Source organism: Fodinibius sediminis (assembly GCF_900182555.1).
In the GTDB taxonomy this organism is placed as follows: domain Bacteria; phylum Bacteroidota; class Rhodothermia; order Balneolales; family Balneolaceae; genus Fodinibius; species Fodinibius sediminis.
Window position 1 is genome coordinate 46,727 of sequence record NZ_FXTH01000003.1, and the last position, 22,579, is coordinate 69,305.

Here is a 22,579-nt window from a genome sequence, read left to right on the forward strand (position 1 = left end):
GAAGGCGATCACGGCAGCCAGGAGCTCCCCGCTACTTCCTGCCTGAATTAATGTTCCATCATATAGCTCGTATCTTGCCGCCCGGAATGGGATAGGGATACGATCCATCATCCTTGGGAAGAACGGGAGCCTCGGAATCAAAGGTCAGGTTATCCGGCACCAACACCAGATCCGAATTGAGTGCATCCTCCCATTCAACCAGCTTGCCCGACTGCACCGCCATGCGTCCCATGATGCTGGTCATCGTACTCTTGGCGGCCCATTCCGTATCATTTACGTGGCGGCCGGTTCTTACAGCCTGAATAAGGTGTTCATGTTCCGTCTGGTAGGGATTGGGATCTCCAGAGTCGTCATAGCTCCACCGCGTCTTTCCCTCCAGATCCTCAATCTTGGTTCCTTCCCGGGCCGATAGCCTGGCTGACCCCTCACTCCCCTGGAAGTCAAGGCTTCGGTTTGTCCAGCATCCCGGCATATGGCGAGTCCGACTGTGCAGGTGACTTCCATCTTCATACTCATAATCTATATAATAATGATCATAGATATTTCCATCTTCAGGTCCCTCCAGTGCAATACGTCCGCCTGTGCCAAATGCTCGTACCGGGTATGACCCTTTGGCCCAGTGTGCGATATCTTCAAAATGAATGGTCAGGCCCGCGGGCGAACCGCCCCACAGCCATTCAAAGCGACGCCAGTTGCGCAACTGGTACTCCAGCTCAGAATCTCCTTCCTTGCGGGCCACCTGTTTGATGCCGGCCAGCAGATAGTTGCAGGTCATGGAACTGATATCCCCAATCTCGCCAGTCTGCAGCTTTTCAACCAGGTTTTGAAAGCGACGTGAATACCGGTACTGCAGGCCAACAACTACATTCAATCCTTTCTGGTCGGCCAACTCACCCGTAGCAAGAATCTTTCGCAGCCCGGGTGCATCCGTGGCCAGCGGTTTCTCCATAAAGACATGCTTTCCCGCATTGATCGCCGCCTCAAAATGCTGAGGACGAAACGCAGGCGGGGTTGCCAAAATAACTATATCGGCCAGATCTATAGCTTTCTGATAAGCATCCAGTCCAATAAATTTATGCTTGTCTGGAACGTTCACCCGATCCTTGATAGTGTCGACCCGCATAAGGTTTTCATAACTCTTGTCAAGCATATCCTCAAAGATATCAGCCATTGCCACCAGCTCCACCTGCGGGTCAGCTTCCAGGGCATTAACGGTAGCGCCTGCCCCCCTTGAGCCACTGCCAATCAAGGCAATGCTGAGCCTGTCTTTTTTACTCTTTCCGTAGGCGCTTTTATTTCCGGACAAGGGGCTGAGCAAGGCGCCCCCGACGAGTGCGGCCGAATTCCCCAGAAATTTACGGCGTGAAATATTTTTGATCTTGTCCTCTGTTGAGCGTTTAACATCCATAGTTGTATTCTGTAACGTTTCGGTGAGTTGTTTCTTTAATGGCATCTCTGCTTACCTTTGACAAATTCCATAATTTTCAATTAAAGAAGATAGACATAAAAAACAAAGCTGTATTATTCTCATGGGTTACTCTGACGGCGTATCTTTTCTCCCCCCGCTCTTTGCCTGTAGTCCATCTCTTTCCTTTGTGATACCCCTATTTCGGTTATCAGCCCATACTTCAAAAAATCCCCTTACGAGTAGTTATTTGCTTTTTTATCGTGTAATTAAATGTTAATCATATGTAATATTTATAACATATTGATATTGACATGAAATCATATATACAAAAATTAATATTATTATCAATTTTATTAGCTGGTCTTGGATTTACTGCCTGTGATGATGACAGCACGAGTCCGGACAGCGACCTGACTGCTCTTGAAACAATAGAACAGGAAGACGACTTATCCTCATACTACGATTACCTATCGGAACAGGCGTGGAGTGACAGCCTCTCCAAGGATGCCGTAACTGTTTTTGCCCCTACAAATAATGCCCTTTCAGAAAGCGGGGCAGATAGCCTGAGCGATCAAGAACTTACCCGTTTATTGCAGTACCATGTCGTTGAAAAGGCGCTTACCCATGACGAACTTAAAGAAACCGATTCCGAAACCACGCTTTCCGGAGAATCCATCACCTTCACTGCTGATGGTGATACCGTGGCGATCAATGGTGACCAGGCCCTCATTGCCTCTGATGGTATTGAAGCCTCTAACGGAATGGTCTTTATCATTGATACCCTTCTTGCCCAGCCCCAGGAGTAACTACATATCGTTACTCTGTTTTGAGTCCGCCACATTATATGGCGGACTCATTTTTTTCGTAGATAACTCCTGTATCAGCATCCTGCCCGGGCAGAAGAGGCTTTCTGCTTCTTATTTTTTAATTATCTTTAGGAGCTTCACTCACTGATATTTAAACCATATTTACCAATTTATCTGTTATGCAACAAGAAGAAATCAACAAGGGCAGCAGGCTTATTGAAAATATAATGGGAAGCACCATTAAAATTGAACAGGAAGATGTCAAGGATATTCCCCTGGCCTTCCTGTCTGTGGAAGACATGAAATTTCACCTGTCCTGGAAATGGATGATGCCTGTGGTAATCAAAATTGAAGAAGATTTGGGCTATCTCGTTCTCATCGAGGGAAAGCGGTGTAAAATTACTGCTGATGAGGACACTGTTTTTGAAAACGAATCTGATACAAAACTGGAAGCGATCTGGCACACTATTGTAGACTTCCTTGAGTGGTATGAGCAGCAGTAATGCGCCGGGCTTCACTCTTTTACATATTCACAACATGAGTGTTTTCTGGCGCGCGGCTCGCATTCTCTGCTTACACCCCCGCGAATCTGACATCAATCGTCACTCAGCCTGATGTTCCCATGGTAACTGCCTGATTGGACTAGCCCTGAAATAAACTTCCCTATCTTTGGTTTTAGGGCCTGAAAAGTCTATTCGCATTAAGGCTGCTTCCGGTTAAATTATTTCATTAAAAACCCTTATTTTAAAGGTTTATATGGCCTGTATAGGCCATTAGAGTTTCGTAAATTAACAATGAATTCTATAAGTGTAATAAAAACATACACTTAACTGATAATGAAGTCTTTATTTCCCACATATGATGTCATCGTCGTCGGGGCTGGTCATGCCGGCAGTGAAGCGGCGGGGGCCGCAGCAGCTATGGGTGCCCAGACCCTTTTAATTACTATGAATCTTGATGCCATCGCCAAAATGTCCTGCAACCCCGCCATTGGGGGAGTAGCAAAGGGCCAATTGGTACGCGAAATTGATGCCCTGGGGGGACTAACGGGCCTTGTTGCCGACCAGTCAGCCGTTCAATTTCGCATGCTCAACACAAGCAAGGGACCTGCCATGTGGAGTCCCCGATGCCAGAGTGACCGCGCGCTCTATAGCAGCATGATGCGCAAGGAGCTGGAAAAAAAGGACAATCTTCACTTCCGTCAGGATAACGTCGTCGATGTACTTACAACAGAAGACGGGAAGCATGTTAGCGGTGTTCGCACCAGCACCGGACAAACCTTTGAAGCTCAGACAGTTATACTTACTACCGGCACCTTTGGCAATGGACTCATGCACATAGGGGAAACCAATTTTGGAGGCGGACGTTCCGGCGAACGGGCATCCATCGGTATTTCCGCCGCACTCGAAGAGCTGGGATTTGAGGTGGGTCGCCTTAAAACCGGAACACCACCACGCCTCGATGGACGATCCATTGATTATGAACAGCTGGATATTCAATATGGAGATGAGGATCCCAGCCCGTTCTCATTCATGACGGATAATCTTCCCACCAGGCAGGAACAACTTACCTGCTGGATTGGTTTTACCAATAAACGGGTTCATGAGATGCTGCGCTCGGGCTTTGATCGCAGCCCCATGTTCAATGGGACCATTGAATCTACCGGACCCCGCTACTGTCCAAGTATTGAAGACAAGATCAATCGATTTTCCGATAAAGACAGCCATCAGCTTTTCCTCGAACCGGAGGGATGGGACACATACGAAATGTATCTCAATGGCTTTTCTACTTCCCTTCCCGAGGATGTACAGTACAAAGCACTGCAGACTATTCCAGGCTTTGAAGAAGCTGTCATGCTGCGTCCCGGCTATGCTATTGAATATGACTACTTCCCGCCCTATCAAATACGCAGAAGCATGGAGACCAAAATCACCGAAGGGCTCTTTTTTGCGGGACAAATCAATGGCACAACCGGTTATGAAGAAGCCGCCTGCCAGGGACTTATGGCCGGCATTAATGCCGCACGCAAGGTTAAGGGCGAGGATGAATTCATATTAAAACGGTCAGAAGCCTATATTGGCGTCCTCATTGATGATCTCATTACCAAAGGCACGGAAGAACCCTACCGGATGTTTACTTCCCGCGCAGAACACCGGATACTGTTACGCCAGGACAATGCCGACCTGCGTCTAACTGAACTCGGTTACAAGATCGGCCTGGTCTCAGAGCAGCGTCATGAACGCTTCCAAACAAAGAAGGAAGCTATTGACCAACTTCATGATCTTATCGCGGACTATACGGTTTATCCTGACAAAATGGATCCCATGCTTGAAGAGCAGGAAACAAGTACGCTCTCTCAACCGGTCAAGGCAAAGACCCTGATCCCCCGCCCCCAGCTCTCCATCTATAACCTCCTGGATGCAGATCCCGAACTAAAGAGAAGGGCTCACGAAATAAGCTCTGACCCCGATGTCTTTGATCAGGTTGAAATACAAATAAAGTATGCCGGCTACATAGAGAAAGAATTTGAGATGGTCGAGGAAATGCGCAAACAGGAAGACACCATCATCCCCGACACGCTTGATTACCGCAAAATAAGCAGCCTTTCGGCTGAAGGAACCCAGAAAATGGAACGAATACAACCAGAAACCCTTGGACAAGCCAGCAGAATAAGCGGCGTAAGCCCCAGCGACATCTCTGTGCTAATGGTCTACCTGAAAAACTAATTGTTTCACGTGGAACATCATCGAATCACCACCTCCAATGTTTCACGTGAAACGTTTGAGGCCACCAAAGACTTGTACGCCTCTCATAAAGACCTCCTGGAGGAGTACATCGACCAGCTCTTCTGGTGGAATGACCGGATTAACCTTGTCAGCCGGGATGTTTCACGTGAAACAATAGAGAACCACCTGCACCACTCCCTGCTCATCTCACAACTTTCCCCTTTCATTTCAGAAAAAAACATCATTGATGCCGGTACTGGCGGTGGGCTTCCGGGTATTCCACTGGCCATAACCCATCCCGGCAAGTCGTTTATTCTCAATGATATCGTAACGAAAAAATGTCTTGCGGTCAAACAGATGGTTCGTCACCTCGGACTTGACAACATCACCATCGTTGACAGAACTGTAGCTAACCTGCAATACGACACGCCCTTTCTTCTTATATCAAAGCATGCGTTTAAGGTAAATGACCTTTACTCCATGACTTCACACCTTCCCTGGACAGCGATGGTTCTATACAAAGGACTTGAATTTCAGGGTGAACTCGCGGGTATAGAGCCCCCCCTCTCCATTGAACGATATGATCTTACCGAGGGATCAGATTTTTACAAGGGCAAGGCCCTTGTCATTATTCGGCGCTAAGTCCTCTTTTTCCGACTGTAACTATTAGTCTATTTCGCTTATATTGGCTCAACCTATTCTTTTAAACGAAGCAGAAACCACAGCAATATGAATAGTTCTGAGCGTCGGATGAAGCTTATTTTAATGCTTCAACAGTCGAACAGCCGCATTACCGTCGATGATATCGCAGAGAAATTCGATATAAGCAGGCGTACCGTATTCAGGGATTTCAACGCCCTGTCGGAAATGAATGTACCGGTAACATGGGATGAATATACGGGCTATGGTATCATGCGAGGCTACAAAATCCCTCCACTAATGTTTACCTCCAAAGAACTGGCCACAATTTTAGTCGGCCTCAATTTTGTAAAGTCACAGGTGGACCAAACCCTCATTAATGATGCCAAAGGAGTTGAATTAAAAATGAAAGAGGTGCTGCCCGATGACCTGCTCGGGTTTATGGAGTCTCTGGAAAAACGGACAGTCGTGGACCCCTACATGAATTTCGGGGCAGAGAAAAAGGAAGGAGGAAACTGGTTTCTAATCAGTAATGCAATTGCAGAAAACAAGCGAATCTCTTTCAACTATCGCTCAAAAACTTCTGGCAATGTCTCCACCCGCAGGATTGACCCCTATCTTATTGTATTCTACAAAGATCACTGGAATGTTATCGGGCATTCTCATAAACGGAATGCTGTTCGCAATTTTGTCCTTGATCGCATGTCAAAAGTGGAAATTTTATCCGAAAAATTCACTCCCTACGGCCAAATCGACATAGAGGGCCTTATCTTTAGATCTGACGAGAGATCCCGTAAAATAGAGGTAAATGTACATAAAGACAGCTTAAGCCGGTTTAAAGCCAATTTACCAACAAAGATTATTAGGGAAACAAATTATAATCCTAATTTTTTTAGGTTATCATTTGAGTTCAATAATATGGACTATATCAACAAGTGGCTGCTCCAATTTCATACAAATGTAGAAATTGTTAGTCCTGATGATTTAATAGAAAAAAGAAACCATCTCCTGGAAGAAATGATCTCTATAAAATAGATATTAATGTTTATTCTATAATGAATATTAAAATAGTCTTTGATGGGGTTGCCCACTTTTCAGCTACACTGAATCAGGTTGCAGCAGACCCTGCTCTATAGTATTATGTAAGATCCGCCATATTGAGATGCCCCTCCACCATGCCCATACAATCGCCTCTTCAAACAAACTCTCGTGCGGTATCCAATCCAACTGTAGGCTTCCCCATTTTTGGACCATTCTATCGATCATCTCTGGCCAATCCCTTCTGAAATAAAAAAGGGCTTGCCAAACCATCGGTTCGACAAGCCCTTTAAGAAGGTGGTTCGTTTATGGTCAGACAGTTGCGTCCTCCTCCTCATTGACCACACGGGTGATCGCCGCAATTTTGCCTTCCGAGTCAAGACGCATAATTCGCACCCCCTGGGTGTTTCTTCCCATGGTTCGGATATCACCACAGTTCATGCGAATAACCTTCCCGCTTTCTGTAATAACCATCAGGTCATCCCTGTCGGAGACTTCTTTAAGTGCAATCAGCTCACCGGTTTTTTTCGTTACCTTGAGCGTAATGACTCCTTTTCCGCCACGGCTTTGTTCACGGTAGTCCTCGACAAGTGAACGTTTACCGTAGCCATTTTCGGAAATCGCCAGCACCGTGGCTTCATGCGTATTCTTAATAACCACCATGTCTACCAGCACATTATTTTTGCCGAGGCTCATTCCCTTGACCCCGGAAGTGTTTCGTCCCATATCGCGGACATCTTCCTCATGGAACCGGATAGCCCGTCCCTTTCGGTTGGCCAGGATCACATTGCTTTCTCCATCAGTAAGTGCGGCTTCCAGCAGGGTATCATCATCATTGATATTAATGGCAATAATACCATCTCTACGGGGACGACTATAAGCTTCGAGGGCTGTCTTCTTAACTTTGCCCTCCCGTGTTGCCATGATGATGTAATGGTTATTGATGTACTCTTCATCATCCAGCGTTTTGACCGGGACAAACGTTTTTATCGCATCATCTTTGTCAATATCGATAAGATTTACGATAGCACGTCCCCTGGCCAATCGGGAAGCTTCCGGAATTTCATAGACCTTCAACCAATAACACTGTCCTTTTTCGGTAAAGAACAGAATATAGTTATGGTTAGTGGCCACAAAGAGATGTTCTACATATTCATCATCCTTAGTGGTCGTTCCCTTCATTCCTTTACCGCCCCGTTTCTGCCGACGGTACCCACTGAGCGGCATGCGTTTAATGAACCCCTTATTATTGATAGTAACAACGACGTCCTCATCGGCAATCATGTCTTCTACACTGAAATCCTCAGCAGAATGTACAATCTGTGTCCGCCGTTCATCACCATATCGACCCTTGATCTCTTGCAGCTCTTCCTTGATGATACTGGTCTGGCGGCTTCGGTTGGAAAGGATATCGCGGAAATCTGCGATCTTTTCAGTAATTTCACCGTATTCCAGTTCAACCTTGTCACGTTCAAGACCCGTCAGCTTCTGCAGTCTCATATCCAGGATAGCTTTGGCCTGAATATCGGTAAGAGCGAACTTACGCCGCAGCGCCTTGTTTGCTTCTTTGGGACTATCGGATGCCCGAATAGTCCTAATCACTTCATCCAGGTCGTCCAGGGCAATCTTGAGTCCCTCCAGGATGTGTGCCCGTGCTTCCGCCTGATCCAGATCGTAGAGCGTGCGACGGATAATAATTTCAATGCGATGCTCAACATAATGGTAAATAAGCTCCTTAAGTGGCATCACTTTAGGTCGTCCCTTCACCAGCGCCAGACTGATCACCCCGAAGGTGGTCTGCATCTGGGTATACTTATAAAGCTGGTTCAGCACAATGCCCGCATTGGCATTACGTTTGAGGACAACGACAATACGCATCCCCTCGCGGTCAGACTCATCCCGAATTTCAGAGATATCTTCAATCTTTTCGTTCTCAACATGACGGGCAATTTTCTTAACCAGCGTTGTCTTGTTGACCTGGTACGGAATTTCGGTAATGACAATCTGTTCGCGTCCCCGCCTCAGTTCTTCGGTCGTGCATCGCGCACGAAGGGTAATCTTTCCCCGTCCGGTCTCATAGGCCTCTTTCACACCGCCATAGCCGTAAATGATTCCACCGGTTGGAAAATCAGGCGCAGAAATATACTCCATCAATCCTTCACAATCGATATCGGGGTTGTCGATATAGGCGATAATGCCGTCGATCGTTTCGTTGATATTGTGTGGAGCCATGTTGGTAGCCATACCAACTGCAATACCAGAGGCTCCATTAAGCAGCATGTTGGGAAGCATGCCCGGAAGCACCGTAGGCTCCTGCAGGGTATCATCAAAGTTATTCTGATAATCGACCGTTTCCTTATTGATGTCGGTCAGCATTTCTTCAGCAATGCGTTCCATGCGAACCTCGGTATAACGCATCGCCGCAGCGCTGTCACCATCAATAGAGCCAAAGTTTCCCTGTCCATCGACCAGCGGATACCGCAGGGAGAAATCCTGCACCATCCGAACAATGGAGTCATAGACAGCAGAGTCGCCATGCGGGTGATACTTACCAAGTACCTCTCCTACAATTCGAGCACTCTTCTTATAGTTTCGGTTATGGAGCATGCCCAGTTCGCTCATCCCATAAAGAATGCGACGATGTACGGGTTTCAGTCCATCCCGGACATCAGGGAGGGCGCGAGAAACAATTACCGACATCGAGTAATCGATGTAGGCCGATTGCATCTCGTCTTCAATTGTAACAGGTATAATTTTTTCTCGAGCCATGAATACGTTCTTCTAAATCAGTTCCAAATAAAATTTAAAGATAAGACCATGTTTAGCCTTTAAATATCGAGGGTCGCATACTTGGCGTTGCGCTCGATAAATTTACGCCGGGGCTCCACATCGCCTCCCATCAGGGTAGAAAAGAGTTTATCCGCAGAAGCTGCATTTTCAACAGTAACCTGCTGGAGCGTTCGTGTTTCCGGATCCATTGTGGTTTCCCACAGCTGTTCCGGATTCATCTCCCCGAGTCCCTTGTAGCGGGAAACATCAAACTTTGTACGGCTGCTCCTTAGATCCTTGATAATTTTGTCGCGGGTTTCATCATCCCAGGCGTATTCGATATTACCGCCCGTGTAGGAAATGCGGTACAATGGCGGGGTGGCAATATAAATATGACCGTTTTCAATAAGCGGATACATATAACGATAAAAGAATGTAAGCAGCAGCGTCCGGATATGGGAGCCGTCCACATCGGCATCCGTCATGACGATGATTTTATGATAGCGCAGCTTTTCCAGCTCAAAATCCTCTTCGGCATGCCCCACGCCTGCACCCAGCGCGGTAATCATTGCCTGGATCTCATTATTCTCCAGGATCCGGTTAATCTTGGCTTTCTCTACGTTTAAGATCTTACCGCGAAGTGGGAGAATGGCCTGGAAACTTCGGTTACGGCCCATCTTGGCGGAACCGCCGGCCGAATCCCCCTCCACCAGGTAAATTTCGCTGTGCTCTGGATCTTTGATCGAACAATCCGCGAGCTTTCCGGGAAGCCCTCCGCCACTCATGGCGCTTTTGCGCTGAATCAGTTTACGGGCCTTTCGTGCAGCCTCGCGTGCTTCAGCCGCCAGAATGACTTTTTCCAGAATTTTCTTGGCTTCCTTTGGATTCCGTTCCAGGTATTCGTTCATCTTTTCATAGACAATCACCTCAACAGCACTCTGAACCTCCGAGTTGCCCAGCTTTGTTTTCGTCTGTCCCTCGAACTGTGGTTCCGGCACCTTTACACTCAGCACGGCCGTCATGCCTTCCCGAAAATCATCGCCCGACACCTTGATATTACTTTTTATAAGGTTGTTGTCCTTGGCGTACTTTTTCAAAGAACGCGTCAAGGCACGGCGAAAGCCGGAAATATGGGTTCCTCCCTCGCGCGTATTAATATTATTAACGTAGGAGTGTACATTTTTGGAGTAGCTGCTGTTATACTGAATAGCCAGCTCCACCGGAACCATGTCAACCTCTCCCTGAATCAGAATCGGTTCTTTCATCATGGGTTCACGGTTCTCATCGAGATATTCCACAAAGTCTCTTACACCGCCTTCAAAGTGAAATTCTTCTTCCAGCGGTCCATCATCATCCCGCTCATCACGCAGCACAATCGTAATTTCCGGGTTCAGGAAGGCCAGTTCCCGCATCCGATCGGCAATAATATCAAACTTGAATTCAGTGGTCTGTGTAAAAATCGTCTCATCCGGGGTAAAGGTAATGATAGTACCGGTTTCATCCGTTTTGCCCTTCACCTTAAGGGGCTGTACCGTTTTTCCATGCTCAAATTCCATCACATGAATCTCACCGTCGCGATGCACTTCCGCGTAAAAATGGGAAGACAAGGCATTCACACAGCTCACCCCGACCCCGTGCAACCCACCGGAAACCTTGTATGTATTTTTGTCAAACTTACCGCCTGCATGCAGCTTGGTAAGTACCACTTCAACCGCCGGCAATTTAATTTTCGGATGTTCATCCACGGGGATCCCCCGACCATTATCCTTGATGGTCATGGAACCATCCTTGTTGATGATGACTTCCATGCGGTCGCAATATCCGGCCAGGGCCTCATCAATGGAGTTATCAACAACCTCATTGATCAGGTGGTGGAGTCCGCGCTGTCCAACATCGCCAATGTACATGGCCGGACGTTTCCGAACAGCTTCAAGACCCTCCAGAACCTGGATATTTTCCGCTTTATAATCTGATCCTTTTTTATTCGCCATAAAATTAGGTGTGACTGGGGTTCAAAATGATGATGAAGACGCCTGAAAATAGTGTATAAATAGGCAAAATCAAAGCGAGCTATGCCCGTTACTGGCAAAAGCAGAGATCTGTCCGTAAATCTAATTTTAATAGTCCGGAGAAATGGACTTTTCGAGCAGAAACCGCCCCTCTTTTGAGCTTCAGTCCGACAACAAAAACATATACCAAAAGAATGATTGATATTATTCAGGAATAAGCCTATTTTTCCCGTCTATCTACGAATTGTTAACAATGAGTTTTCACAACATCATGGCACGCAAAGATGACATTACTGGCAAAGGAGCATTAAACGGCTATCGCTCCTCAAAGTCAAATAATAAGACGAAGCACAAATTTCAGCAAAACCTGCAGAAAAAGCGATTTTATGTTCCCGAGGAAGACAAATGGGTAACATTGAAGGTTTCTGCCAAGACGCTTCGCACAATTAACAAGAAAGGAATCAGTGCCGTTTTAAAAGAAGCCAGAAAAAAAGGAACTCTTTTAAAAGACGTATAGCATTATGGCAAAAGGAAACAGAGTACAAGTAATATTAGAATGCACCGAAAAGCCGGGCTCCTCGCGGTATGTGACGACGAAAAACCGTCGCAACAATCCCGACCGCATCGAGCTCAAGAAATACAATCCGGTTCTTCGGAAGCATACGGTTCACAAGGAAATTAAATAGTAATTGATTTAAATTATGGCTAAGAAACAAGTTTTCGGAAAGAAAGCGCAAGACAACAAGGCAGCCGATCGGCGCATGGCCAAAGTGATTGTTGCTAAAAAGACGGCTAACAATAAGTTTGGTTACAAAGAAGCGATTGTAGACCAGGATGAAGTTCAGGACTTCATTAAAGCTAATAAAGGATAGTACTATTCTTTGTTAGCCCCTAAGAGGTTGCATTCGTTCTGCGGGTGGAACCTTTTTTTTTGACGGGATTCTACGCCTGTCATCACCATTACTTCAACACAATCATACTTTATTATGGCAATTAAAGACCAGATTATGGCCGACCTGAAAACGGCTATGAAAAACAAGCAGCAGGACCGTCTGCGTGTGCTTAGGTCGCTGAAAGCCAAGCTTCTGGAGCGCGAAATCAGTGAACGAAAAGAAGGCGAGGCCTCCCTGTCGGATGAACAGGCCATCGAAGTGTTGATGAAAGCTGCCAAACAGCGCAAAGAATCCATCGAACAGTTCCAGGAGGGCGGGCGTGACGATTTGGTAGCTTCCGAGAAGAAGGAACTGGAGATCATTAACAGTTACCTTCCGGAAATGCTTTCTGAAGAGGAAGTGCGAGAAGTAGCCCGTCAGAAAATTGAGCAGCTCGGTGCCCGCGACATGTCCGACATGGGCAAAGTAATGGGGGCCATGATGCAGGAACTGAAAGGCAAGGCCGAAGGCTCGCTGGTAAGCAAGGTAGTGAAAGAAGAACTCTCCTGAGCGAATGGAAGCATGAACATCCTGGATCTGCTGATAGTACTTCCCATTTTGTTCTTTGCCTACCGCGGTTTTAAAAACGGTCTTATCGAAGAGGTACTCAGTATTGCCGGCATCATACTGGGGGTATTTTTAACCTTCCGGTATATGGAGGAAGCAGGCACCTATATCCAGCCTTTCTTTGAGGGAAATAGCGAGTATGTTCCTTTTGTAGCCGCATTCATTATTTTTATCGGCACGCTCATCGCTGTCAATCTCGTGGCGTATATAAGCAAAAAGATGCTGCAAACAATTCACCTCAATTTTATTAACCGTGCCAGCGGCCTGGCGTTCGGAGCCCTCAAATGCGGTGTTATAATCAGCGCAGTGCTCTTGATGGCTGCCGGCTTTAATATGCCCTCGCAGGAGGTTCGCAAAGAGTCTATTTCCTATGGCTATGTTGTGTACCTCGCTCCCTGGGCCTACGACACCGTAGCCTCAGTATATCCCGGGGCCGAAAATTTTACTGAAACGGTGGAAAAAACCATTGACCAACATAGTCTCATTAACAACTTTCCCTTTTTCGAACAGTAACTATTCTATTATTCCATGGCATTTTTACCTGTTGATGAACAACTCGACGTTATCAAAAGAGGCACGGTGGAGCTTGTGCCTGAAAAAGAGCTCGTTGCGAAGCTCGAACGCTCCAAAAGAGAAAATAAACCGCTAAAAATTAAGCTCGGTTGTGACCCTACGCGCCCCGACCTTCACCTGGGCCACTCCGTGATCCTTCGCAAACTGCGCCAGTTCCAGGATTTAGGCCATGAAGCCATCCTTATCATTGGCGATTTCACTGCCCTTATAGGAGATCCGACAGGACAAAATAAAACACGTCCGCCCCTGAGTCGCGAAGAAATTGAGGAAAATGCTTCCACTTATCTCGAGCAGGCCACCCAGATCCTGGACGAATCACATACCACCATTGTTTACAATTCGGAATGGCTCGGAACCATGGGTTTTGAAGACGTCATCAAACTTTCCTCCAAGCTCACCGTTGCGCAGATGATTGAGCGTGACGACTTCTCCAAGCGGTACAACAACAATGAACCGATTTCCCTGCACGAGTTTCTCTACCCCCTCGCACAGGGACAGGATTCTGTACACCTGCAGTCGGATGTGGAACTTGGTGGAACGGACCAGAAATTTAACCTGCTGGTAGGACGTCAGCTTCAAAAAGACGATGGACAGGAACCGCAGATTGCCCTCATGATGCCTCTCCTGGTGGGTACAGATGGAACCAGGAAAATGTCCAAGTCGTACGATAACTATATCGGCATCACTGAGCCGGCCAATGAGATGTACGGTAAAGTACTTTCCATTCCGGATGATCTTATTTATTCCTGGTTTGAGCTGCTTACCGACATTCCGGTGGAGGATCTTCCAGCCTATAAAAAGAAAGCAGAGGAAGACCCGCGCAATACCAAGCATGAACTGGCCCTGGCCATTACCCGGATGTATCACGGGGAGGAAGAAGCCAGGGCAGCCCGCACCCATTTTGAAAAAACCGTGATCGGCAATGCCATCCCCGATGATGCCCCGACCCTGAAATACGAGGCCGGTAATGAAGTCCGATTGCTCGATATTGTGTCCGACGCCGGCTTTACGTCCAGCAACGGGGAAACAAAGCGCCTTATTAAGCAGGGCGGTGTTTCCATCAATGATGAGAAAATATCCGATAAAGGCTACAGCATTACTTTTGACGGGGATACCGAATTCACGCTTAAAGTTGGAAAACGGAACTTTGCCATCGTCAAGACAAAATAAGCGGTCATAACCCTGGATTGCAGTAAAATCTCCCCCTCCGGCTATCGGTGGTCTTTATTTTGAAGTACTTTAAAGCACTCGCGGGCGACCTGCCTTTGTGCAAAGCATCCATACGAGTAGTTCCGTTCATTCCGGGGGCAGTCATGCACGGCATGTAATGTCCTGCTGCTCTCCAGTCTATTCTTCGTCCCTAACAGAAAGAAAATATTCCCTACACCCGTATGCTTAAAATATCGTCCCTCAATCTCAATGGAATCAGGGCTGCCCACCGAAGAGGATTCAAGGATTGGATTGCCCAGTCTAACCCCGATATCATCTGCCTCCAGGAACTTCGTGCCATGGAGCACCAGGTTCCCGGTCCCATCCAGAGCCTGAACTATCACGCCTTTTACCATACGGCTGAAAAGAAAGGCTACTCCGGGGTGGGCATTCTCTCCAGGGAAGAACCCATCAGCGTACAGGACGGGATCGGAGTTGATTGGATTGACCAGGAGGGCCGTGTCATAATGGCTGAATATACGGACTTAACAGTATTTTCCATTTATGCCCCAAGCGGCACTACCGGCGATGCGCGACAAGAGCTTAAGATGGAGTTCCTGGATGTCTTCCTCCCCTTCGCCCACCAGCATTTGGAGGGAGATAAACCGGTGGTTTTCTGCGGTGATTTTAATATTTGCCACAGGCCTATTGATATCCATAACCCCAAACGCAACAAGAATACCTCCGGTTTTCTGCCGGAAGAGCGCAAGTGGGTTAGCCTGCTGTTGGATACCGGCTTTGAGGATGTCTACCGGCGCCTGCATGAGGGTGAGCCCGATCTGTACAGCTGGTGGAGTTACCGGGCTGCTTCCAAAGAACGCAACAAAGGTTGGAGAATAGACTATCACATGACCAGCCCCGAGCTGCTTGATGCCGCGGAGGAAGCAGTCATTGAAAAAGACTGGGATCTCTCCGATCATGCTCCGGTTACAATCTCCTATAATCTGGGGTAATCCTCCCCAGGCAACACAACCACCTGAGTTCAGGAGATTCAGATGGATCGTTGAGTTTCACCTCGGACTGGTCGTTAACCGCCGGCGGAAGGTGTGATTTATACGGTTTTGGGGGTCATAGTGGCCATTTCGCTTCAGTGGAGCTGGCTGATCTTCTCATCGCGGCCATGATTGCCCTTACCTCTGCCTACAGCTGCATTCATTTAGCAAATAAATTTAAGAAAGCGGTGGTCTTTCGAATACCTTAGGGACATCAATTTGACGAGAATGGACGGAAGCGAACTTACCGACGACAACCAGTATCTCCCGCAATGGTTTTTAATACGTGACAATTACAACGGAAGCAAAACTCATGCTTATATCCGGTTTGTAAATTCCCATCCTCAGACCCCGGAGTTGACAGTCAAAGTATCCGACAAACTCTTTAAAAGCAGCCTGATGTACCCCAGGGAAACAGACATACAAAAGGTCACGCCCGGTCTTCACTTCTTTCGTTTTTTTACGGTAAAATTTAAATGCCAAAAAAACCTTCACCGCCGATGCCCTAAATATCCATACCGTCGTGGTAGATCTCACGGGCTATTCCGGTGATAGCCTGACGGTTCATCTCCTGAAGAATCCCGCTCGTACCGTCATGCCGTCAAGATAAGCTTCTGGAAGTGCCTCTTCTACGGCCTTTCGGTCAATGATGAAATGGCATCTGTTTTTTCAACATAATTATGATACATTGGTTAGCAGTCTTCCTATAAAAAATTTTCCATCAAACCGTTAATCGAAAATGGGTACACATTACCAGGGAAGTGAAAAAGAAGTCAAAACGCTGAACGCATTTATCAAACTTATGCGTGCATCTGAATCCATAAATAACCGCCTGAACCGTCATCTTGTTGAACAGGACCTGACGCTCAGCCAATTTGGTGTTTTGGAAGCCCTGCTTCATCTTGGACCGCTCAATCAGAAAGCCCTCGGTGAAAAACTACTAAAAAGCGGGGGCAACATTACCCTGGTTGTTGATAACCTCGAAAAAAGCGGATGGGTTGAGCGCCATCAGAATCCGGAAGACCGGCGTTCCATGCTCATTCATTTAACCGAGGAGGGCGAAAAGTTGATCAGCTCCTACTTCCCCCAGCACGTTGAAAATATTATGGCCGAGTTTGCCCCCCTTTCAAACGAGGAACTGGACCAACTGGCGGCTATATGCAAAAAAATAGGATTGCAAAGCCCAGACAATAATTCAGAAGATTCATAAGTTATATAAGCGGGGATTGAGAGCAACATCTCAATTTGTGAGTAGCTTCATAAAACCCTCCGGGGATGGGCCGAACGGTCCATCCCCTTTTTTGTGGGAACCCGTCCATGCTTAATCATATCGAATAGCTTCTGCCGGGGCCACCGAAGCAGCGCGACGAGCCGGATACCAGCTGGCCAGCAGGCACAGGATGAGGCTTCCCAGTAGGACAATGGTAACATCCATCAGCTCTATACTCACCGGATACGCATCGATGATAAAGGCCGATGAGAGTTTAATGAGTCCATATTGCATCTGAAGCCAACTCAGCAGCAGTCCAATGCCCCCTCCGATAACACAGCCAATCAGGCCGATGTATAACCCCTGTCGCATAAAAATCCCTTTTATATCCGACGGAGTAAATCCCATGGTTTGCAGCACGCCAATATCCCGGTTCTTCTGTATCACGATCATGGTCAATGATCCTATGATGTTGAGCACAGCCACGAGCACTATAATCATGAGGATCAGATAAGAGCTCCATTTTTCAAGATACATAATATCGTAAAGCGGTCGCTGCAGGTCGTACCAGGTGGAAATTTTGAACTTATCTCCCAGCTGATCCGCCAGCGACTTTTTTATCTGTTCCGCTGATGCCGGGTTGTTGAGACGGATATCAATGCCAGAAATTTTATTACGCACTTCAAAAAGGCGCTGAGCAGCCTTCATATCAATATAAACAGCAGCCCCTTCGACAATCTGTATCTGGGAATAGCTGCCACGTACCTCAAAACGGTAATTACGGGGAAGCGAGAACTGGGTCAGGGATTTTCGCATGCCGCTGGCACTTAACATGGATAGCTCGTCACCGGTATTCAGATTCATCTCCCCCATCATCTGTTCACTGACCAGCATCCCCAGCGTTCCATCTCTGACGGCTAAATCAGCGGATCCGGATGTTATATTTTTCTGAAGATCATTGATGCTAAAAAAAGCATCCGGTGTAATGCCCTTCACCTGCACAACCTTATCATTATCCCGGCTTTTCACCATCAGCGCCTTGCCTTCAACATAAGCCGAAATATCCCTAAGCTCCGGAATAGCCGAAAGTGTATGCTGCAGTTCATCCGTATAGAGGAACGTATGTGCTTCAACCGATTCAATACGAATATCTGGATCGTTCTGTAGCAAAAAACCCTTGATTACATCAAAAAAACCGTTGAAAACCGACAAAACAACGATAAGCAGGGCCGTACCAACGGTCACCCCGGCAATACTTATGAGGGTTAGAGTCGAAATGAGCGAGATATGCTTCTTGGAAAAAAGGTATCTCCGTGCTATAAATCCGGTTATGTTCATAGGACCAAAATAATGATAATCCGCAAGGATTACATCCAAAGATTATCCACTGTTCCTACAGCTCCTTACGCCGAATCAGTTGAAGCAATAACCCGTTGGTTAAGTTTTTAATCGCTATACAGCACTAATCCACTCTTTTAACCTCAATGTTATCAGCTACACATCGCAACAAGGCACCCGGTTCTATCCCCTCTTCTGTAACTTCCAGCAGCGGAGTCATCACTTTTTCTCCGTCAATGTAAGCCAGCTGAATCGCCGCAAGATAGCTTTCAATCGTTTTTCGTATCTCCTCGCGGTCCATATCTATTCTATTCTTGGACAATATTTGATCGATAATATCATCAAGGTTAGCAACATTCTTGTGCAATACGACCGCCTTGTGGTTATCGGGATTCTCAGGTGTTGGATCGGGAATCAATTTATATTCAATAGCCATGGTATTCTTCTCTGAAATTGAACTTTTTGTGTTGGAAGCAGCTATAAAAAAAGGCCGCTCACCAGTAAGACCCGAAAAAGAGTCAATCCTTACAAAAAAATTTAAAAAAATTACCTCATTAAAATACTCCATGCAGCACAAGAAGAATATCAACCAAGGACCAGGAGCAATAAAATGTACTGTGAGGAGCCCTCGCCTGACGTTATACTTATAACTAATCTATTAGTTAGTATCATCCTTCAGAGAAATACCAACTGGTACTCCGAAGAACACCGTCCATCTTCGTTGCTTCTCCTTATCCCTTCTTCTGCTTTTTCTTTACCTATTGAATATACCCCCTGATTGCGGTATTTTGGCCTTTCTTAATCTCTCATAAGATAAATCTTAAAAAATTATTATGCGCATCATCATCTTTGGCCCTCCGGGCGCCGGAAAAGGTACACAGGCTGCCCTTATCAGTGAAAAATTCAATATTCCTCATCTTTCAACGGGTGAAATTTTCAGGACCGCCATCAAGAATGAAACCGAGCTCGGCAAGGAAGTCAAAGCTATCCTGGATTCCGGAGAACTTGTACCCGACAAGAAGGTAGTCGGACTTGTAGAAGAAGAATTGCAAGACAGCAAATATGATGACGGATACATTCTCGATGGCTTTCCACGCACTGTGCCACAGGCCAGGGCCTTCGATACCCTTTTAGAAGAGCAGGGAACCAATCTTACCGCTTTTCTCCAGTTGAAGGTCCCTCAGGAAGAGCTTATAAAAAGAATACTGAGCCGTGGAGAAGGACGCTCCGATGATACCGAAGAAGGCGTAAAGAAGCGGTTAAAAGTCTATAAGCAGGAAACACAACCCGTACTTTCCTACTACAGGGATAAAGGCGTCGTGCAGGAAATAGACGGAACCGGATCAATTGAAGAGATCTTCAGCCGCATCAGACGTACCCTTTCCTCCCAGTCCCAAAAGGGATAAGGATCCCGGGAGCGTCAGCATGCAATACCTACCGTTCAATTAGAGGACTCTGTTAAAACTTTAATAATCCCGGGCGTGACATCCGCAATGGTGGTCGCCGTTTTAAAAACGGCCGCACCCGGCCCCACACACGCCAGGGGAACCGGATTAACAGTGTGCGTCTTTACGGATAAATCCTCCACATTTCCATGGTCACTGCTGAAGACTATGGTCGTTTCGGATGGTTTCCGTACAATCAGGCGCTTCAAGAACCGGTCATAAATCCGAATGTAATAGCTGGCCTCTTCCATATCCTGACCATGTCCAGCCTTATCCGTCAAATAATACTCATGCAAGATCAGATCATATTCAACCGACTGATTAATTAATCTGTCCGCCGCTTCTTCCGGCTCGATAATTGGTACATTAATCTGCAGTCGATTGCGCCAGGCTTTCTGCGTAATCCCGGCCGTAATGGCTTTGCCTTCATTGACGTCCCTGGCTGAATTAAGGGAGATGCTTGCACTCCTGCTCATCAAAGTCGTACAGCTCCAGCGATTCCTCTTTCGGGCTTTCTTAAAAAACACATCAGGATAGGCATTTATGAAATGACAGCGTTTTCCGTGTTGCTGGGCTTTCAAAAAAAGACTATGATCCTCAAGCAAATGTTTGATTCCAGAGTGGGGATAAGGTCCAAAGTGCTTGTCGATCTCTTTTGCTGCATTTTCTCCAGAAAAGAGCGTGGCCTGGCCGGTACCGCTCTGAGGCAAGCCTTTAACGTCAAGTGTGGCATCGACAGATTTAAACAGGTGGTTAGTTTCAAGAATATCCCTTCTATCGCCTATCAGCGGAAGATCACCGGCCAGTCGTTCGAAGCCTGAAAACCGATCCCTGTAAAAAGGGTTGCTGTCCTGTCGTCGGCCCAAGCCAACTCCGTCAATAAATAAGAAAATAACGGACATATTATTTAAACTTCCAACCAGTTAGTTATTATCAGAATATTATTTATCGCTCCAGTACCAGCGTGACTGGACCGTCGTTATGCAGCTGTACATCCATGTAGGCCCCAAAACGGCCCGTTTGTACTTTTAGCTCCGAGTGTTTCCTAAAATAGGACACCATCGCTTCGTACAGCGGTTCGGCCTTGCTGGGATCCGCCGCCTCAATGTAACTGGGCCTGTTCCCCTGCTCATAATCCCCGTAGAGTGTGAATTGGGGTACCACCAATATCTCCCCTTGCACATCTACAACCGATAGGTTCATTCTCCCCTTCTCATCATCAAATATACGCAGGTTCAGAATCTTTTCAGCCAGCCATTCCATATCCTCTTCCGCGTCATCTTCATGAATACCCACCAACAGCATCATTCCGTTATTAATTGCTCCCACCTGCTCATCGCGCACCATTACGGCTGCCTCAGAAACTCTTTGAAGTACAACTTTCATATCTATGCCTGTTAATAATTATGTGGACAACTGTGTGAATAACTCTTTCTCAGAATAAACCAATGAAAACCAACAAAAATTCTCCACAGCTTTCAACAAAAAAAATCCATTATCCACAGATTATACAGCTCAATATTCGTGCGGATAAAAAAAATAACTTGACATAGCTTTTAACAATAAATGTGGATAACTTATTTTTAATTCCCGTAAACCCTTGTTTTTATTCATTTACTTATCCACAAAATAATCCACAATCCATTATCTAAAGATAAATATTTGTGCATCAAAAAGTTTTCCACTTATCCACAGCCCCTACTATGTACTACAAAATTTATCTATCTAATATATATTATGTTTTCCGGTGGATAATGTGGAGAAATAATCCTTAAAAAGGAAGCTCAATCTTTCTATATTCTTAACAGTCTAAAAAGCCAATACACTCTTACAGCATGAGTTCAAAAAAAATTACCTACAAGGATTCCGGTGTCGATATAAAAGCCGGTGAGGAAATGGTTGAATCAATAAAAGGCCTGGTCCAACAGACCCACAGTGATGCCGTACTGCGTAATATTGGGGGGTTTGGAGGCTTTTTTCGTCCCAACCTTTCCAGCTACAGTGATCCTGTTTTTGTCAGCAGCGTAGATGGGGTTGGCACCAAGCTTATTGTTGCATTCAAATGCCGTAAATATAACACTGTTGGACAGGATTTGGTTAACCACTGCGTCAATGATATTGCGGTTTGTGGAGCAGATCCTCTCTTCTTTTTAGACTATTTTTCTACGGGCAAGCTGGAGCAGAAGGTGGGTTACCAGGTAGTTAAGGGATTTGCGCAGGCCTGTAAAGAAAATGACGTTGCCCTCATTGGTGGTGAAACAGCCGAAATGCCCGATATTTACAGCGATGGAGAATTTGATCTGGCAGGAACCATTGTTGGACTGGTTGACCGCGATCATGTGATTGACGGATCTGCCATTGAAGAAGGGGATCTCCTGCTGGGCGTTCCCAGTTCCGGGCTCCATACCAATGGATATTCGCTGGCACGAAAGGTGCTTTTTTCAAAGTACGAGGTAAGTGATCATGTAGATCAGCTCGATACCACCGTTGGAGAGGCTATGCTGAAAGTACACAAGTCCTATTTGCCGATTATTAAAAAATTACGTGACCTGGATGGTGTGAATGGGTTTTCACATATAACCGGTGGCGGAATCATAGGAAATACCAAACGCGTTGTACCTGATAATCTAACCATTCAGTTAGATTGGGATGCATGGAACCGACCGGCAATATTTGAAATGATCCAGGAAATTGGTAATGTGCCTGAAGATGATATGCGGGCCACTTTTAACCTGGGTATTGGACTCATTGTCATTGTTAATCCGGATATTGCGGGGGAAGTGAGAGCCCATGCTGCGGAGATGAATGAAGAGATAATTGAGCTCGGGAAAATAGGATCATCGTAGAAGACCGTTTATATCGGGCTTTTGGAGGGATCACCTGGCTGTACAGATACCGACTTTAAATCCCATTATAGG

The 22,579-nt window shown here is 46.4% G+C and carries 22 protein-coding genes; 15 read left to right on the top strand and 7 right to left on the bottom strand.

What is annotated here, in order from left to right; all coding sequences use genetic code 11:
• Positions 1 to 58: 58 nt before the first annotated feature.
• The gene (locus FN808_RS04045; RefSeq protein WP_142713277.1) at positions 59 to 1,453 is read right to left on the bottom strand and encodes a Gfo/Idh/MocA family protein; all 1,395 of its coding nucleotides are present in this window, start codon (positions 1,451 to 1,453) and stop codon (positions 59 to 61) included.
• A gap of 266 nt (positions 1,454 to 1,719) precedes the next feature.
• On the opposite strand from FN808_RS04045, the gene FN808_RS04050 reads away from it, so the two are divergent.
• The 5 genes from FN808_RS04050 (at position 1,720) to FN808_RS04070 (ending at position 6,614) form a co-directional block, all read left to right on the top strand.
• Positions 1,720 to 2,214, top strand: coding sequence for a fasciclin domain-containing protein (locus tag FN808_RS04050; RefSeq protein ID WP_142713278.1), 495 nt, complete (start codon positions 1,720 to 1,722; stop codon positions 2,212 to 2,214).
• A gap of 179 nt (positions 2,215 to 2,393) precedes the next feature.
• Positions 2,394 to 2,717: a hypothetical protein gene (locus FN808_RS04055; RefSeq protein WP_142713279.1), complete on the top strand. Its 324-nt coding sequence runs from the start codon at positions 2,394 to 2,396 to the stop codon at positions 2,715 to 2,717.
• Between the two features lie 333 nt (positions 2,718 to 3,050).
• Complete coding sequence (mnmG, locus tag FN808_RS04060) at positions 3,051 to 4,940, top strand: tRNA uridine-5-carboxymethylaminomethyl(34) synthesis enzyme MnmG (RefSeq protein ID WP_142713280.1); 1,890 nt, start codon at positions 3,051 to 3,053, stop codon at positions 4,938 to 4,940.
• Between the two features lie 9 nt (positions 4,941 to 4,949).
• Positions 4,950 to 5,582 (top strand): 16S rRNA (guanine(527)-N(7))-methyltransferase RsmG, encoded by a 633-nt coding sequence (locus FN808_RS04065; RefSeq protein WP_185958239.1) that lies wholly within the window; start codon positions 4,950 to 4,952, stop codon positions 5,580 to 5,582.
• Positions 5,583 to 5,669: 87 nt separating this feature from the next.
• Complete coding sequence (locus FN808_RS04070) at positions 5,670 to 6,614, top strand: helix-turn-helix transcriptional regulator (protein WP_142713282.1); 945 nt, start codon at positions 5,670 to 5,672, stop codon at positions 6,612 to 6,614.
• Between the two features lie 315 nt (positions 6,615 to 6,929).
• On the opposite strand, the gene gyrA is transcribed toward FN808_RS04070, so the two are convergent.
• Both gyrA and gyrB read right to left on the bottom strand, forming a co-directional pair.
• Complete coding sequence (gyrA, locus tag FN808_RS04075; protein ID WP_142713283.1) at positions 6,930 to 9,386, bottom strand: DNA gyrase subunit A; 2,457 nt, start codon at positions 9,384 to 9,386, stop codon at positions 6,930 to 6,932.
• Between the two features lie 59 nt (positions 9,387 to 9,445).
• Positions 9,446 to 11,377, bottom strand: a complete 1,932-nt coding sequence (gyrB, locus tag FN808_RS04080) for a DNA topoisomerase (ATP-hydrolyzing) subunit B (RefSeq protein ID WP_142713284.1) — start codon at positions 11,375 to 11,377, stop codon at positions 9,446 to 9,448.
• A 289-nt stretch (positions 11,378 to 11,666) separates the two neighbouring features.
• Here gyrB and rpmB point away from each other — a divergent pair, with 289 nt between their 5' ends.
• From rpmB to FN808_RS04120, 8 genes are all read left to right on the top strand, one after another.
• The gene (gene rpmB, locus FN808_RS04085) at positions 11,667 to 11,912 is read left to right on the top strand and encodes a 50S ribosomal protein L28 (RefSeq protein WP_073067952.1); all 246 of its coding nucleotides are present in this window, start codon (positions 11,667 to 11,669) and stop codon (positions 11,910 to 11,912) included.
• A 4-nt stretch (positions 11,913 to 11,916) separates the two neighbouring features.
• Positions 11,917 to 12,081, top strand: a complete 165-nt coding sequence (rpmG, locus tag FN808_RS04090; protein WP_142713285.1) for a 50S ribosomal protein L33 — start codon at positions 11,917 to 11,919, stop codon at positions 12,079 to 12,081.
• A 15-nt stretch (positions 12,082 to 12,096) separates the two neighbouring features.
• Entirely contained in the window at positions 12,097 to 12,267 is a 171-nt protein-coding gene (locus FN808_RS04095) for a DUF4295 domain-containing protein (protein ID WP_142713286.1), read from the top strand.
• A gap of 114 nt (positions 12,268 to 12,381) precedes the next feature.
• The gene (locus FN808_RS04100; protein ID WP_142713287.1) at positions 12,382 to 12,837 is read left to right on the top strand and encodes a GatB/YqeY domain-containing protein; all 456 of its coding nucleotides are present in this window, start codon (positions 12,382 to 12,384) and stop codon (positions 12,835 to 12,837) included.
• Positions 12,838 to 12,849: 12 nt separating this feature from the next.
• Complete coding sequence (locus FN808_RS04105; protein WP_142713288.1) at positions 12,850 to 13,407, top strand: CvpA family protein; 558 nt, start codon at positions 12,850 to 12,852, stop codon at positions 13,405 to 13,407.
• A 15-nt stretch (positions 13,408 to 13,422) separates the two neighbouring features.
• A complete protein-coding gene (gene tyrS, locus FN808_RS04110; protein ID WP_142713289.1) occupies positions 13,423 to 14,637 on the top strand; it encodes a tyrosine--tRNA ligase in 1,215 nt (404 codons plus the stop codon).
• A gap of 221 nt (positions 14,638 to 14,858) precedes the next feature.
• Positions 14,859 to 15,629 carry an exodeoxyribonuclease III gene (locus tag FN808_RS04115; RefSeq protein WP_142713290.1) on the top strand — a complete coding sequence of 257 codons (771 nt, stop codon included), beginning with the start codon at positions 14,859 to 14,861 and terminating at the stop codon, positions 15,627 to 15,629.
• A gap of 778 nt (positions 15,630 to 16,407) precedes the next feature.
• Positions 16,408 to 16,878 (top strand): MarR family winged helix-turn-helix transcriptional regulator, encoded by a 471-nt coding sequence (locus tag FN808_RS04120; RefSeq protein ID WP_142713291.1) that lies wholly within the window; start codon positions 16,408 to 16,410, stop codon positions 16,876 to 16,878.
• Positions 16,879 to 16,989: 111 nt separating this feature from the next.
• Here FN808_RS04120 and FN808_RS04125 read toward each other — a convergent pair whose 3' ends face one another.
• A complete protein-coding gene (locus FN808_RS04125; protein ID WP_142713292.1) occupies positions 16,990 to 18,216 on the bottom strand; it encodes an ABC transporter permease in 1,227 nt (408 codons plus the stop codon).
• 124 nt (positions 18,217 to 18,340) lie between these two features.
• Positions 18,341 to 18,652 carry a DNA-binding domain-containing protein gene (locus FN808_RS04130; protein WP_142713293.1) on the bottom strand — a complete coding sequence of 104 codons (312 nt, stop codon included), beginning with the start codon at positions 18,650 to 18,652 and terminating at the stop codon, positions 18,341 to 18,343.
• A gap of 397 nt (positions 18,653 to 19,049) precedes the next feature.
• Between FN808_RS04130 and FN808_RS04135 the strand changes: the two genes are divergently transcribed.
• Positions 19,050 to 19,622 carry an adenylate kinase gene (locus FN808_RS04135; protein ID WP_142713294.1) on the top strand — a complete coding sequence of 191 codons (573 nt, stop codon included), beginning with the start codon at positions 19,050 to 19,052 and terminating at the stop codon, positions 19,620 to 19,622.
• 35 nt (positions 19,623 to 19,657) lie between these two features.
• On the opposite strand, the gene FN808_RS04140 is transcribed toward FN808_RS04135, so the two are convergent.
• Both FN808_RS04140 and dtd read right to left on the bottom strand, forming a co-directional pair.
• Complete coding sequence (locus FN808_RS04140) at positions 19,658 to 20,527, bottom strand: alkaline phosphatase family protein (RefSeq protein ID WP_246068279.1); 870 nt, start codon at positions 20,525 to 20,527, stop codon at positions 19,658 to 19,660.
• 79 nt (positions 20,528 to 20,606) lie between these two features.
• Positions 20,607 to 21,047 carry a D-aminoacyl-tRNA deacylase gene (dtd, locus tag FN808_RS04145; RefSeq protein WP_142713296.1) on the bottom strand — a complete coding sequence of 147 codons (441 nt, stop codon included), beginning with the start codon at positions 21,045 to 21,047 and terminating at the stop codon, positions 20,607 to 20,609.
• 449 nt (positions 21,048 to 21,496) lie between these two features.
• Here dtd and purM point away from each other — a divergent pair, with 449 nt between their 5' ends.
• A complete protein-coding gene (gene purM, locus FN808_RS04150; protein ID WP_142713297.1) occupies positions 21,497 to 22,507 on the top strand; it encodes a phosphoribosylformylglycinamidine cyclo-ligase in 1,011 nt (336 codons plus the stop codon).
• Positions 22,508 to 22,579: the final 72 nt, after the last annotated feature.